The organism is Streptomyces sp. NPDC031210 (assembly GCF_055570395.1).
The window spans coordinates 1-14,151 of sequence record NZ_JBVIHH010000027.1 but is presented as its reverse complement, the minus strand read 5'-3'; the positions used below and the strand labels follow the sequence as shown (position 1 = coordinate 14,151).

Genomic DNA, 14,151 nt, shown 5'->3' with positions numbered 1-14,151 from the left:
CCCAGTTCTCGGTGTAGTGCGGCTCGCGCGTCAGGAGCGGGTCGTGCATCGGGGGGACCTGAAGACAACTGCCGCCTTCAGGCGACGAGAAAGCGCGCCTGCCCGAGGAGTATTCGTTCCATGAGCGAGCACCGTCGCAAACCGCCACAGCCGCAAGGTGGCGGACGTGCCGCGGCCCGACGCGCCGCGCAGCAGCCAACAGGGCGCCGTGCCGCGCCCTCGCGCGGTCCGGCTGCCGGTCCCGATCCCGATAGCTACGGGCAGGTGTCGCCGTCGGGCGGTCGTGCCGAGGCGCGCCGTGCCGCGCAGCGCGGCCGTCGCCGGCGGGTGCCCGACAATGAGCCGGCGGCTTCCGGCGGCTCCGGCGGACGGGGCGGCGGACGCCGATCCGGTGGTGGCGGCGGCAGCGGCCCCGAAGGGGGCCGAGGGCGTGGGCGCGACGGTGGCAGACCCGCCAAGAAGCGCTTTATCGACTATCCCCGTGCCAACCGCGTCGGGTGGCGCCGCTTCGTGCCGTCCTGGAAGCAGGTGACCGGCATCGCCGTCACCTTCATGGGCTTGATCGTCGGAGCGGCCGGAGTGGCGCTGGCGATGGTGTCCGTCCCCGACGAGCTCGAAGCCGCCAAGCAGCAGAACAACGTCTACCTCTGGGCCAATGGCAAGGTCATGGCCCGCGACGGTGAGACCAACCGGCAGAACGTCAACATCGCCGATATCCCGCGCACGATGCAGGAAGCGGCCATGGCCGCGGAGAACGCGTCGTTCGAGACGGACTCGGGCGTGGACCCGATGGGTATCGCGCGCGCCCTGTTCAACATGGCCAGGGGAGGCGAGACCCAGGGCGGCTCGACCATCACCCAGCAGTACGTGAAGAACGCCATGCTGAGTCAGGAGCAGACGCTCGACCGCAAGGTTAAAGAGCTGTTCATCTCGATAAAGGTTGATTCGAAGAAGTCCAAGGACGAGATTCTGCAGGGGTACCTGAACACCAGCTACTACGGTCGCGGTGCCTACGGGATCCAGGCGGCGGCTCAGGCTTACTACGGCATCGACGCGGCCAAGCTGGACCCTGCCCAGAGCGCCATGCTGGCGACGGTCCTCAAGGGGGCAGACCTCTACGACCCGGCCGGCGGTTCGGGCCCGCACTCGTCCAGGGCGGAGAACACCCAGCGCGCCAAGGCGCGATGGAAGTGGATCCTCGACCGTGAGGTTGAGACGAACTTCATGGACAAGGCCGAGCGGGCCAAGTACCAGAAGTTCCCCACGCCCATCCAACCGAGGCCGGTGGCCAGCAAGACCGGCCAGATCGGCTATCTGATGGACACCGCCAAGAAGTACGTGCTGAAGCACTCCGGCCTCAGTGAACCGCTGTTCGACAAGGGCGGGTACACGATCCGGACGACCTTCGACCAGAAGAAAACGGAACATCTCCAGGCGGCGGTGAAGAAGGTCCACAAGCGGTACATCGATCCGGATGAACGCGCGAAGGACAGATACGTCCAGTTCGGTGCCGCTTCCGTGGTACCGGGAGACGGCAAGATCGTCGCCTTGTACGGCGGCGAGGGCTACGACAAGGGTCACTTCAGCAACAACGCCGACACCTTCGGTGTGCCGGTCGGATCGACGTGGAAGCCGTTCGTTCTCGCGGCGGCGATGAGGTACGGGACGAGCGCGAGCGAGTACCGGCCGATCTCCCCGGAGAGCCGGTACAACGGTGACGACCACCTCAAGGTGAAGAAGTCGGATGGAAGCTATGTTCTGAAGAGGGACAACACGCCCTTCTACCAGGAGAACGAAAGCGACCATCCTTGGGGTTACATCCCGCTCACCAAGGCGATGGAGCAGTCCGTCAACACGCCCTTCGTCCAGCTCGGCATGGACGTCGGAATGGACAAGGTCCGGGACGTGGCGCACGCCGCGGGGATCGCGAAGGAGAGCTTCGACAAGAACCTCAACCCGTCCTTCGCCCTGGGTACGTCCACGCCGAGCGCGATTCGGATGGCCGATGCCTACGCGACCTTCGCCAACTCGGGCACGAAGGTGGAGCCGTATTCGGTCACCAAGGTGACGCACGAGGGTGAGATCCTGGAGGGCTTCGAAAAGCCCAAGCGGGAGGCGGCGATGGATGCCGACATCGCCAACAAGGTCACCGAAGTGCTGGAGAACGTCATCAAGAACGGCACCGCGAAGGACGCGAGGCGGCTGGGCATGCCGGCGGCGGGCAAGACCGGTACCACCGACGAGAACAAGTCGGCGTGGTTCGTCGGCTACACCCCGCGGCTTTCCACGGCGGTCACGATGTTCCGTGAAGACCCCAAGAACCCGCGTCAGCTATCCATGAACGGTGTCGGTGGCTTCGACTCCATCCACGGTGGTGCGCTGCCGACCGAGGTGTGGACCGAGTACATGATCCAGGCGATGAAGAACGCCGAAGCGGTGCCTTTCCCGCCGGCTCGGCCGGTTGGGGAGCGGGTGGACCAGGCGGGTATGCCAAGCCCCACACCGACCCCGACGCCTTCCGAGGAGCCCTCCGAGGATCCGTCCGAGGAGCCCAGCGAATCCGCTTCGCCCTCGGACTCGCCCAGTCCTACTCCGACGAACACCTGCGCCGACTGGGACCTGAACTGCCAGAACAGCGGCGGAACCACCAGTGGCGGGCAGACCGGTGGGGGACCGGGTGGCAGCACGGGTGGTGAGACAAGTCCGACGCCGGAGGATCCTGGCCACGGCAATGGAAATGGCGGCGGAGGCTTGTTCGGCGGCCCCACCGGCAGTTAGCGCAGTCAGCGGTTTCACGTGAAACCGCCACGGTTTCACGTGAAACAGGGAGTCACGAAGCCCCCGCTCCGGCTTGGCCGGGCGGGGGCTTCGCGGCGTTTGGCGCGAAGCCGTACGGCAGGATGGGGCCATGAAGAGCGTGGGACAGGACGAGCCCGTACGGCCGACGACGCGGGATGAGGTGGCAGCGGCCGGAAGCGAGCTGATCGGCGGGCCGCTCGGCCGACACGCGCTACTGGGGACCAGTTGGCTGACTCCGGTGCGGATCATCGCCCTCGTCGCCCTTGGCATGTTCGCCCTCGGCATGGTGCAGAAGCTGCCCTGCTACAACGGCGGGTGGTTCTTCGGTGCCACGAGCCAGTACACCCACGCCTGCTACTCCGACATTCCCCACCTCTATGCGGGCCGCGGCTTCGCCGACGGGCTGATCCCGTACTTCGACCGGCTGCCCGGCGACATGGAGTACCTGGAGTACCCCGTGCTGACCGGTGTCTTCATGGAAGTCGCCTCATGGATGACGCCGCACGGGGGGACGATCCAGCACCGCGAACAGATCTACTGGCTGGTGAACGCCGGGATGCTGATGGTGTGCACCGCCGTCATCGCGGTCTGCGTGACCCGCACCCACCGCAGGCGCCCCTGGGACGGTCTCCTCGTAGCCCTGGCGCCCGCCTTCGCACTCACCGCCACCATCAACTGGGACCTCCTGGCGATCGCCCTGACGGCCGTGGGAATGCTGATGTGGTCGCGTAGCCGCCCTCTGGTGGCCGGCGTGCTGATCGGGCTGGCGACCGCCGCGAAGCTCTACCCGGTCCTCCTGCTGGGGCCGCTGCTGGTGTTGTGCTGGCGTGCGGGGAAGTGGCGGGCGTTCGGGAAGGCCCTCGCGGGCGCGACGGTTTCCTGGCTCGTGGTGAACGTGCCGGTGATGATCACCCACGACGCGTCCGGCTACCACATCCGGGAGGGGTGGGCGAAGTTCTACACCTTCAGCCAGGAACGTCCTGTCGACTTCGGCTCGATCTGGCTGCTGATCTCCCAGCGCACCGGAAAGCCGCTGGAGGACGCCAACCTCTACGCCACGCTCCTGATGCTGGTGGGCTGCGGTGCCATCGGGCTGCTTGCTCTCTACGCGCCGCGCCGGCCCCGCTTCGCCCAGCTCGCTTTCCTCGTGATCGCTCTCTTCATCCTGACCAACAAGGTCTACTCACCGCAGTACGTCCTGTGGCTCATCCCGCTCGCCGCCCTGGCCCGCCCGCGCTGGCGGGACTTCCTGATCTGGCAGGCCTGCGAGGTCATGTACTACCTGGCCATCTGGATGTACCTCGCCTACACCGGCAACGGCGACAAACACCAGGGGCTGCCCCTGGAGGGCTACCAACTCGCCATCATGATCCACCTGTTGGGCACGCTCTACCTGTCCGCCGTGGTCGTCCGGGACGTCCTGATGCCGGAACGGGATGTGGTCCGCAGAGACGGTGGCGACGACCCGTCCGGCGGGGTTCTGGACCGGACCCCCGATGTGTTCGTGCTCGGGCGGGCGTATCACGCGCCTCGGCACGCCGTGCACTTCGAGGGAACGGCACGGGTGCGCTGGGGCCCCGTCCGGGAGTGAGACGGCGGTGGCATACACGCCAGGGGCCCGGTGCCACGGACACTCTCCGCGGCGCCGGGCCCCTGGCGTGTGCGCTCGCCGGCCGGGAAGGGCTCAGCGGTCCACGAGGCGATCGAACTGCGTGGTGGTGTGGCGCAGATGGGCCACCAGCTCCTCGCCGACCTGCGGCTCGGGAGCGTCCGCCGGCACGAAGAGAATCGACACCTGCATGTGCGGGGGCTCGGCGAACCAACGCTGCTTGCCCGCCCACACATAGGGCGCGAGGTTGCGGTTGACGGTGGCCAGGCCGGCCCGGGCCACGCCCTTGGCGCGGGGCATCACGCCGTGCAGCGCCTTGGGCGACTCCAAGCCGACGCCGTGCGAGGTGCCGCCGGCCACCACGACCAGGTAACCGTCGGAGGCGGCCTTTTGCTGGCGGTAGCCGAAACGGTCCCCCTTCGCGACGCGAGTGACGTCGAGCACCGAGCCGCGGTACTCGGTGGCGTCGTGGTCACCGAGCCAGAGCCGCGTGCCGATGCGGGCGCGGAAACGGGTCTGCGGGAACTGCTGCTGGAGCCGGGCGAGCTCGTTGGCCTTGAGGTGGCTGACGAACATCGTGTGCAGCGGGAGCCGGGCGGCGCGCAGCCGGTCCATCCAGCCGATGACTTCCTCGACCGCGTCGGAACCATCGGTGCGGTCGAGCGGCAGGTGGATCGCGAAGCCTTCGAGCCGGACGTCCTCGATGGCCGCGGCCAGCTTCGGCAGGTCCTCCGGCAGCACACCGTGGCGCTTCATGCTGCTCATGACCTCGATGACGACCCGGGCGCCGACCAGGCCGCCCACGCCCTCGACAGAGGAGACCGAACGGATCGCCCGGTCGGGCAGCGGCACCGGCTCCTCACCGTGGCGGAACGGGGTCAGCACGAGCAGGTCACCGCTGAAGAAGTCCTTGATGCGGGCCGCTTCGTAGGTCGTACCGACCGCGAGGATGTCGGCACCGAGGAGCGTGGCCTCATCGGCGAGGCGTTCATGGCCGAAGCCGTAGCCGTTGCCTTTGCAGACCGGGACCAGCCCGGGGAACTGCTGGAGAACGCTCTGCTGATGCGCCCGCCAGCGCGCGGTGTCGACGTAGAGGGTGAGCGCCATGGCCGGGCCCGGAACCTTTCTCGTGGCTGGGGTGTGTCAGAGGTGCGAACGGTGCGGTGAAAGGGGCTAACGGGGTGGTGCAGCGGTCAGCGGCGCGACATGTAGATGTCGAGAGCCTTGTGCAGAAGCTTGTTGAGCGGGAAGTCCCACTCACCGAGGTACTCCGCTGCCTGCCCACCCGTGCCGACCTTGAACTGGATCAGGCCGAAGAGGTGGTCGTTCTCGTCCAGAGAGTCGCTGATGCCGCGAAGGTCGTAGACGGTCGCGCCGAGCGCGTAGGCGTCGCGCAGCATCCGCCACTGCATGGCGTTGGACGGGCGGACCTCGCGCTTGTGGTTGGCGGAGGCCCCGTAGGAGTACCAGACGTGGCCCCCGACGATCAGCATCGTGGCGGCCGCGACGTTCTCGCCCTCGTGGCGGGCGAAGTAGAGCCGCATGCGGTTGGGGTCCTCGGAGTTGAGGGCGGTCCACATGCGCTGGAAGTAGCCGAGCGGACGCGGCCGGAAGTGGTCGCGCTCCGCGGTGATCTCGTAGAGCCGCTGCCATTCGGCGAGCTCTTCGTAGCTGCCCTGGACGACCTCGACGCCGGCCTTCTCGGCCTTCTTGATGTTGCGGCGCCACAACTGGTTGAAGCCCTTGTGGACGTCCTCCAGGGAGCGGTTGGCCAGCGGCACCTGGAAGACGTAGCGGGGCTGCACGTCGCCGAATCCGGCGCCGCCGTCCTCGCCCTGCTGCCAGCCCATGCGGCGCAGCCGGTCGGCCACCTCGAAGGCGCGCGGCTCGATGTGCGTGGCCTCGACATCGCGCAGGCGCTTGATGTCCGGGCTCTGGATGCCGGACTTGATCGCCGTGGAGTCCCAGCGCCGGATGACGACCGGCGGGCCCATCTTCACGGAGAAGGCGCCCTGCTGCTTGAGATGCCGCAGCATCGGCTGCAGCCAGTCCTCCAGGTTCGGCGCGAACCAGTTGATGACCGGGCCCTCGGGCAGATACGCGAGGTAGCGCTTGATCTTGGGCAACTGGCGGTAAAGGACCAGTCCGGCGCCGACGAGTTCGTCGCTCGCGTCGAACCAGCCCAGGCTCTCCGCCCGCCACTCGGCCTTGACATCTGCCCAGGCCGGGACCTGCATGTGGCTCGCCGCGGGCAGGCTCTGGATGTAAGCCAGATGCTGCTCTCGGCTGATGGTCCTCAGGGTCAGGCTCATGCGGGGCGCTCCTCGGCAGGTGTGTCCCCATGGTCGGGGCTCCGGCTCTCGCGCCGAAGCCTACTGTGGCCGGGGGAGCGCCCCGTCTGGGCCGTGCGGACAGGGCCCCGTACGGCGTCTTTTCCGCGTCAGCCGAGGACGCCGCCGAACAGTCCGCCGTGTGCCATACCGAGGAAGAAGCCCACGGCCGCTGCCCCCAGTCCGATGATCAGCAGGATGCGCTCACCCGTCGTCGACGAGATGAACTGGCCCCAGGCCCCGGTGCCGATTCCGACGAGGCCGGCCCAGGAACTGACCAGGTGCAGACTGGGGGAGAACGTCGTGAAGATGGCGATCGCGCCGAGCAGCAGCGTCACCGCGGTGATGGTGTTTTCGACGGGATGGGGCTTGCCGTCGCTGTTGAGCAGCGAGAGCAGATTGCGCTGAGGCCGTACTGCCTGTGCCATGCGGCACCTCCGATGACAGGGCGGCGCACTGTAACGCCGCTCACACCCGTGCCGTTCCAGATTGGGGGGTGTGGTCGTCGGATTTCAACCGCAAGCCCTGAGCCAGGTACTCTGTACGGTCTGCGCCCATGTCTGTCCGGATGATCTGGCCGGGCTCGGCGCGGAACGCATCAAGACCCTCCTGCCACGGAACGACCGTGGCCGCTGAGTCCAAAGGAGGTGGGTTCTACATGCGTCACTACGAGGTGATGGTCATCCTCGACCCCGATCTCGAGGAGCGCGCTGTCTCCCCGCTGATCGAGAACTTCCTCTCCGTCGTCCGTGAGGGCAACGGAAAGGTCGAGAAGGTCGACACCTGGGGCCGTCGTCGTCTCTCGTACGAGATCAACAAGAAGCCCGAGGGCATCTACTCGGTCATCGACCTGCAGGCCGAGCCTGCGGTCGTCAAGGAGCTCGACCGTCAGATGAACCTGAATGAGTCGGTCCTCCGGACCAAGGTCCTCCGTCCCGAGACCCACTGAGCGCGTAAGCGCCCAGCGGTAACCGGGTCCGAGTAGCAGCAACACCAGCAGCCAGCAGCACACCCGCCGAGAGGTTCCCCTAATGGCAGGCGAGACCGTCATCACGGTCGTCGGCAATCTTGTCGATGACCCCGAGCTGCGCTTCACCCCGTCCGGTGCGGCGGTCGCGAAGTTCCGCGTCGCGTCGACTCCCCGCACCTTCGACCGTCAGACCAATGAGTGGAAGGACGGCGAAAGCCTGTTCCTGACCTGCTCGGTATGGCGTCAGGCGGCGGAGAACGTCGCCGAGTCCCTCACGCGGGGTACCCGCGTGGTCGTGCAGGGCCGCCTTAAGCAGCGGTCGTACGAGGACCGCGAGGGCGTGAAGCGCACGGTCTACGAGCTCGACGTCGAGGAAGTGGGCGCGAGCCTCAAGAACGCCACGGCCAAGATCACCAAGACCACCGGTCGCGGTGGCCAGGGCGGCGGCGGTTTCGGTGGCGGTCAGCAGGGCGGTGGCGGCCAGGGTGGCGGCGGCTGGGGCGGCGGCCCCGGTGGCGGCCAGCAGGGCGGCGGCGGGGCTCCCGCCGACGACCCGTGGGCGACCAATGCTCCTGCCGGCGGCGGCCAGCAGGGTGGCGGCGGCGGTGGCTGGGGCGGTGGCTCCGGCGGCGGTTACTCGGACGAGCCGCCCTTCTAGGCCCGTAGAGCTGGTGCGTCTCCGCGCCGTTTCACGTGAAACGGCGCTGTGAAACGGCCAGGGGCCTTGAGGGCGTCAGCAGAAACTTCTTGAACTCACTGGAGAGAGACAATGGCGAAGCCGCCTGCTCGCAAGCCTAAGAAGAAGGTTTGCGTGTTTTGCAAGGAGAAGATCTCCTACGTCGACTACAAGGACACGAACCTGCTGCGGAAGTTCATTTCCGACCGCGGCAAGATCCGTGCCCGCCGGGTGACCGGTAACTGCACTCAGCACCAGCGTGACGTCGCGACGGCCGTGAAGAACAGCCGTGAGATGGCGCTGCTGCCCTACACGTCCACCGCGCGATAAGGGAAGGGTGACCGACAAATGAAGATCATCCTCACCCACGAGGTCTCCGGCCTCGGTACCGCTGGCGACGTCGTTGACGTCAAGGACGGTTACGCACGCAACTACCTGGTCCCGCGTGGTTTCGCGATCCGCTGGACCAAGGGTGGCGAGAAGGACGTCGAGCAGATCCGTCGCGGTCGCAAGATCCGCGAGATCGCCACGATCGAGCAGGCCAACGAGGTCAAGGGCAAGCTTGAGGGCGTCAACGTGAAGCTGGCCGTTCGCGCCGGCGACGCGGGCCGCCTGTTCGGCTCCGTCACCCCGGCCGACGTCGCCTCGGCGATCAAGGCCGCCGGTGGTCCGGACGTCGACAAGCGTCGTGTCGAGCTCGGTTCGCCGATCAAGACGCTGGGCGCGCACCAGGTCTCCGTGCGTCTGCACGCCGAGGTCGTTGCGAAGGTCGGCGTCGAGGTCATCGCCGCCTGATCGCAGCATCGCTGTACACGCCGAAGGGCCGCTCCCCCTCACCGGGGAGCGGCCCTTCGCCGTGGCCGACCTTTGACGTGCGGGCTCAGTCCTCGTCCTGGGCACGCTTGTAGAGCTCGGCGATGTCGTCGTCGAAGTACGCGGCGTAGGAGATGTCGTCGTCGGTGCCGCCACCCTCATGGCCGCCCAGGACGCCGATGACGGTGCCGGTATGGCTCTTGGGGTCGTAGTCGGCCAGCCAGGGACTGCCGCTCGTGCCACCTTCGAAGTCGGTGCACCGGACCCGCAACTGGGTGTTGCTGTACTTCGTCGTGTGGTTCTGGCAGGAGATCGGCGTATCGCGGCTGGTGGGATAGCCGGTGATCTTGACCTCGTTGTCGAAGCCGCGATCTATGCCGAGGGTGTTGCCGCCCAGCACATCCTGGATCTGCTCGCCCTTCTTCTCGTCGAGCAGAAGGAAGGCCACGTCGAGGTCCTCGTCATCGGACTTGGCCCAGCGGTCGTCGACGACCACCTTCTTGACCTTCCACAGGCCGGTGGGCTCCTCACCGTCGCGATAGTCGGGGGCGAAGACGAGATCGTCCACGGGCTCCCCGGTCTCGCTGTCGAACGCGCAGTGCGCCGCCGTGATGAGCATGTTGCGACCGGGACTCTGGACCACGCTGGCGGTGCAGAAGTGCTCACCGGTGTCGTCCTTCTCGAAGACGGCGCCTACCCGGGAGTTCTGCTCGGTGCGACGCGGGGTGTACGCGTTGCCGTCGTCGGCCGGTGCCGTCGCCTCGGCATCCTGGTCCTCGGGACCGTCGTCGCCCTCGCCGGATTTTCCGAAACCGCTGTGCACGCCGGCGCCGGCGCGGGTGGTACGGCCCGGCTCCTCCGTGGCGTAGCCCGCCACGACGGCTGCCCCGAGCACGATCAGCGTCAGGGGCAGGACGGACTTCCTGGCAAGCGGGCGCACAGGGTCATTATCAGCACGGGTCATGGGTTACGGGGAGGTTCAGCGGGAGGCCCCGGTCACAATCCACCGGCCCGAGCGGGTGCGCAGCCACAGCGTCAGCATGCGGACGGTCATCATCAGTCCCATCGCCCACCAGAGGGCGACCAGGCCGCCGCCGAGTGCGGGAACGGCCAGGGCGACCGGCGCGAACAGCGCCAGCGTGACCACCATCGCGCCGGCGAGATACGGGCCGTCGCCGGCGCCCATCAGGACGCCGTCGAGGATGTAGACGATTCCGGAGATCGGCTGGGCGACCGCCACGACCAGCAGCGTCGTCAGCAAGGGACGCGTGACGGCCGGGTCGGAGGTGAACAGGGGGATGAACAGCGGCCGGGCGAGCGCGACCAGTACGCCGAGTACGAGTCCGGAGGCGATGCCCCACTGGACCATGCGGCGGCAGGCGGCCTTGGCCCCTTCCCGGTCCCCCGCACCGAGGTAGCGTCCGATGATGGCCTGCCCGGCGATGGCGATGGCGTCGAGGGCGAAGGCCAGCAGGTACCAGAGGGTGAGGACGATCTGGTGGGCGGCGATCTCGGCGTCGCCGAGGCGCGCGGCGACGGCGGTGGCGATCATCAGGACGGCGCGCAGGGAGAGGGTCCGGACCAGCAGCGGGACGCCGGCCTGGGCGGAGGCGCGGATGCCCGCCGCGTCGGGACGCAGGGAGGCGCCGTGCCGGCGGGCGCCGCGAACCACCACGACGAGGTAGACGGCGGCCATGCCCCACTGGGCTATGACCGTGCCCCACGCGGATCCCGCGATGCCGAGGCCGGCGCCGTAGACCAGGCCGGCGTTGAGGGCGGCGTTGGCGGAGAATCCTCCGATGGCGACGTAGAGGGGGGTCTTGGTGTTCTGGAGGCCGCGGAGCACGCCGGTGGCGGCCAGGACCACGAGCATCGCGGGGATGCCGAGGGCGCTGATGCGCAGGTAGGTGGTGGCGTAGGGCGCGGCCGTCGGGGAGGCGCCGAAGGCTTCGACCAGCCAGGGGGCGGTGGGCAGGACGCCCGCGATGACGGCGGCGCCTAGGAGGAGGGCGAGCCAGATGCCGTCCATGCCCTGGCGGATGGCGGCGGGGAGATCGCCGGCACCGACGCGGCGGGCGACCGCGGCGGTGGTGGCGTAGGCGAGGAAGACGAAGACGGAGACCGCGGTGGTCAGCAGGGCGGCGGCGACGCCGAGGCCGGCGAGCTGCGGGGTGCCGAGGTGGCCGATGACGGCGCTGTCGACCATGACGAAGAGGGGCTCCGCGACCAGTGAGCCGAAGGCGGGCAGGGCGAGGGCGATGATCTCGCGGTCGTGGCGGCGGTCGGTGCGCCGTGGCGTCGCGGGAGCCTGTGTCATGAACTCAATCTAATCTTCCACAGGTAATAGATGCAAGCGGTCTGTGGTCCTTACTTTCCGCTGCGCGGAGGCGCCTTCTCCGCGCCGTTTGTCGGGATCTTGGGCAGGTTCCGAAAGTTTTTCTCCCCCACAGCCTATGGACGAGAAAGGTGCAGGTCAGGCGGGCGGTGATGGTCCGAGTGTGGGCTTGTCCACAGAAGTTTCCCCCGGGCCGTGCACAGGATCCGGCGACTTCTCCACAGCTAGAGGCCCGTCATCCACACAGCCTGTGGATAACCAGATTGGCGGACGGTGCTCGCGGGCCTACCGTGGTCCGGCACCCGCCGCCTGTTCCGGCCCGAGAAATCGTCCGAACTCAATGCGTCGTAGCCGGAGTCGGGCGTCTCGATTGTCAGAGCTGTGCCGTAAGAAAGAGAAGCACAGCAAGGTCCGCGTCGCGGACGGGAGGAGGTGCCGGGGTGAGCATTCCCGAGCCCGTGGAAGACCCCTGGGCGGACTCCGGTCCGAGCGACCGGCTGCCGGCCGCCCGCTCCCGACGCGGCGACGGCAAGGGACGCGGCCGCGGCGACCGCCAGGACCGCGGCGACGACGACGGGGGCTCCTGGGCCGGCAGCTTCGAGCGCGTCCCCCCGCAGGACCTGGACGCCGAGCAGTCCGTGCTCGGCGGCATGCTGCTGTCCAAGGACGCCATCGCCGACGTCGTCGAGGTCCTCAAGGGCGACGACTTCTACCGCCCCGCCCACGAGCTCGTCTTCCAGGCGATCCTCGACCTCTACGCCAAGGGCGAGCCGGCCGACCCGATCACCGTCGCGGCGGAGCTGACCAAACGCGGCGAGATCGCGCGGGTGGGCGGCGCCTCGTATCTGCACACCCTCGTCCAGACCGTGCCGACGGCCGCGAACGCCGAGTACTACGCCGAGATCGTCCACGAGCGGGCCGTGCTGCGCCGGCTCGTGGAGGCCGGCACGCGCATCACGCAGATGGGATACGCGGCGGACGGCGATGTCGACGAGATCGTCAACAGCGCCCAGGCGGAGATCTATGCCGTCACCGAGCAGCGGACCAGTGAGGACTACCTGCCGCTCGGCGACATCATGGAGGGCGCCCTCGACGAGATCGAGGCGATCGGCTCCCGCCAGGGGCAGATGACCGGTGTGCCCACCGGCTTCACGGACCTCGACTCCCTGACGAACGGCCTGCATCCGGGCCAGATGATCGTGATCGCCGCCCGTCCCGCCATGGGTAAGTCGACGCTCGCGCTGGACTTCGCACGCGCCTGCTCGATCAAGAGCAATCTGCCGAGCGTCATCTTCTCGCTCGAAATGGGCCGCAACGAGATCGCGATGCGACTGCTGTCCGCCGAGGCCCGGGTGGCGCTGCACCACATGCGCTCCGGCAGCATGACGGACGAGGACTGGACGCGGCTGGCGCGCCGGATGCCCGACGTATCGGCCGCGCCGCTGTACATCGACGATTCGCCGAACCTGTCGATGATGGAAATCCGCGCGAAGTGCCGCCGGCTCAAGCAGCGCAACGAACTGAAGCTGGTGGTCATCGACTATCTCCAGCTCATGCAGTCCGGCGGCTCCAAGCGCGCCGAAAGCCGCCAGCAGGAGGTCTCGGACATGTCCCGAAACCTCAAGCTGCTGGCGAAGGAACTGGAATTGCCGGTCATCGCGCTCTCCCAGCTCAACCGTGGCCCCGAGCAGCGCACGGACAAGAAGCCGATGGTCTCCGACCTCCGTGAATCCGGTTCGATCGAGCAGGACGCCGACATGGTGATCCTGTTGCACCGCGAGGACGCCTACGAAAAGGAATCCCCGCGCGCCGGCGAAGCGGACCTGATCGTGGCGAAGCACCGTAATGGCCCGACCGCGACGATCACCGTGGCATTCCAGGGTCATTACTCGCGGTTTGTGGATATGGCGCAGACGTGAGCGGAACGACCGGTCGTCCTAAGGCGTCCGGACGCGCCGGTCACCCGTAACCGGGCCCGGCCGTGGGAGAGATGTGCGGATCATGACCGCGGGGCCAACAGTTGGAGCAAGCCCCCTTCGGCGTTGATGCGGGCGGCGGGCAGGTGCACCTCGATGTTGCGGCTGCGCTCCTTGACGGCTGCGGCTTTGGTGGGCGCCACCTTGTTTGAGCAGTCCATCTCAGGCCCGATTCTCGTGGTCTGAGGGGCGGCATTGTTCAGCAGGCTGATTCTGGGCAACACCACGATGTGCTGGGAGGTCGACGAGCAGTCCTGTGTCTGCTTGACGACGTGTTTGCCGTCCTTACTGGTGTAGACGGTCTGGCTCTTGTGGACACAGGTGACGGTGCCCTGGGCGCTGCGGGTGCAGTGGCTCGAGGTGTCTCCGGCGTACGCCTGCGTGGCACCGGCGCAGGTCATGGCGAGGCCGCCCAGGAGCGCCGAGACGACTGCGGTCTTCTTCCGACTGAACATGTGCTGCGTTCCTTTGTGATCGATGCTCGGGCGCCCTGCGCGGCGAACCGGCCCGCGCTCACGCCCTGATGAGGGTCGAACAATGGGTCCCGGGGGGGGGGGGGGGGGGGGGGGGGGGGGGGGGGGGGGGGGGGGGGGGGGGGGGGAGCGGGGGGGGGGGGGGGGGGGGGGGGGGGGGGGGGGGGGGC

Annotated in this window: 13 protein-coding genes; 7 read left to right on the top strand and 6 right to left on the bottom strand. The window is 68.0% G+C overall.

What is annotated here, in order from left to right:
* Positions 1 to 120 precede the first annotated feature (120 nt).
* Together ACZ45Z_RS31890 and ACZ45Z_RS31885 are read left to right on the top strand one after the other, a co-directional pair.
* A complete protein-coding gene (locus ACZ45Z_RS31890) occupies positions 121 to 2,778 on the top strand; it encodes a transglycosylase domain-containing protein (RefSeq protein ID WP_468369936.1) in 2,658 nt (885 codons plus the stop codon).
* Between the two features lie 130 nt (positions 2,779 to 2,908).
* Positions 2,909 to 4,390 (top strand): glycosyltransferase family 87 protein, encoded by a 1,482-nt coding sequence (locus ACZ45Z_RS31885; RefSeq protein WP_468369934.1) that lies wholly within the window; start codon positions 2,909 to 2,911, stop codon positions 4,388 to 4,390.
* Between the two features lie 93 nt (positions 4,391 to 4,483).
* Here ACZ45Z_RS31885 and ACZ45Z_RS31880 read toward each other — a convergent pair whose 3' ends face one another.
* The 3 genes from ACZ45Z_RS31880 to ACZ45Z_RS31870 form a co-directional block, all read right to left on the bottom strand.
* A complete protein-coding gene (locus tag ACZ45Z_RS31880; protein ID WP_468369931.1) occupies positions 4,484 to 5,515 on the bottom strand; it encodes an alanine racemase in 1,032 nt (343 codons plus the stop codon).
* Positions 5,516 to 5,601: 86 nt separating this feature from the next.
* Complete coding sequence (locus ACZ45Z_RS31875; protein WP_468369929.1) at positions 5,602 to 6,720, bottom strand: lipid II:glycine glycyltransferase FemX; 1,119 nt, start codon at positions 6,718 to 6,720, stop codon at positions 5,602 to 5,604.
* A 128-nt stretch (positions 6,721 to 6,848) separates the two neighbouring features.
* Positions 6,849 to 7,166 carry a hypothetical protein gene (locus ACZ45Z_RS31870; RefSeq protein ID WP_468369926.1) on the bottom strand — a complete coding sequence of 106 codons (318 nt, stop codon included), beginning with the start codon at positions 7,164 to 7,166 and terminating at the stop codon, positions 6,849 to 6,851.
* A 230-nt stretch (positions 7,167 to 7,396) separates the two neighbouring features.
* Here ACZ45Z_RS31870 and rpsF point away from each other — a divergent pair, with 230 nt between their 5' ends.
* From rpsF to rplI, 4 genes are all read left to right on the top strand, one after another.
* The gene (gene rpsF / locus ACZ45Z_RS31865) at positions 7,397 to 7,687 is read left to right on the top strand and encodes a 30S ribosomal protein S6 (protein ID WP_003978891.1); all 291 of its coding nucleotides are present in this window, start codon (positions 7,397 to 7,399) and stop codon (positions 7,685 to 7,687) included.
* A gap of 82 nt (positions 7,688 to 7,769) precedes the next feature.
* Entirely contained in the window at positions 7,770 to 8,366 is a 597-nt protein-coding gene (locus ACZ45Z_RS31860) for a single-stranded DNA-binding protein (protein WP_468369923.1), read from the top strand.
* 111 nt (positions 8,367 to 8,477) lie between these two features.
* On the top strand, positions 8,478 to 8,714 hold the full coding sequence (rpsR, locus tag ACZ45Z_RS31855) for a 30S ribosomal protein S18 (RefSeq protein WP_003978893.1): 237 nt from the start codon (positions 8,478 to 8,480) through the stop codon (positions 8,712 to 8,714).
* A gap of 18 nt (positions 8,715 to 8,732) precedes the next feature.
* Positions 8,733 to 9,179: a 50S ribosomal protein L9 gene (gene rplI / locus ACZ45Z_RS31850; protein WP_468369919.1), complete on the top strand. Its 447-nt coding sequence runs from the start codon at positions 8,733 to 8,735 to the stop codon at positions 9,177 to 9,179.
* Between the two features lie 85 nt (positions 9,180 to 9,264).
* Here the strand turns inward: rplI and ACZ45Z_RS31845 are convergent, their stop codons facing one another.
* Entirely contained in the window at positions 9,265 to 10,137 is an 873-nt protein-coding gene (locus ACZ45Z_RS31845) for a trypsin-like serine peptidase (protein ID WP_468369917.1), read from the bottom strand.
* A gap of 39 nt (positions 10,138 to 10,176) precedes the next feature.
* Complete coding sequence (locus ACZ45Z_RS31840; protein WP_468369914.1) at positions 10,177 to 11,514, bottom strand: MATE family efflux transporter; 1,338 nt, start codon at positions 11,512 to 11,514, stop codon at positions 10,177 to 10,179.
* Positions 11,515 to 11,972: 458 nt separating this feature from the next.
* On the opposite strand from ACZ45Z_RS31840, the gene dnaB reads away from it, so the two are divergent.
* Positions 11,973 to 13,451 carry a replicative DNA helicase gene (gene dnaB, locus ACZ45Z_RS31835; RefSeq protein WP_468369912.1) on the top strand — a complete coding sequence of 493 codons (1,479 nt, stop codon included), beginning with the start codon at positions 11,973 to 11,975 and terminating at the stop codon, positions 13,449 to 13,451.
* 80 nt (positions 13,452 to 13,531) lie between these two features.
* On the opposite strand, the gene ACZ45Z_RS31830 is transcribed toward dnaB, so the two are convergent.
* On the bottom strand, positions 13,532 to 13,963 hold the full coding sequence (locus tag ACZ45Z_RS31830; protein WP_468369909.1) for a hypothetical protein: 432 nt from the start codon (positions 13,961 to 13,963) through the stop codon (positions 13,532 to 13,534).
* Positions 13,964 to 14,151: the final 188 nt, after the last annotated feature.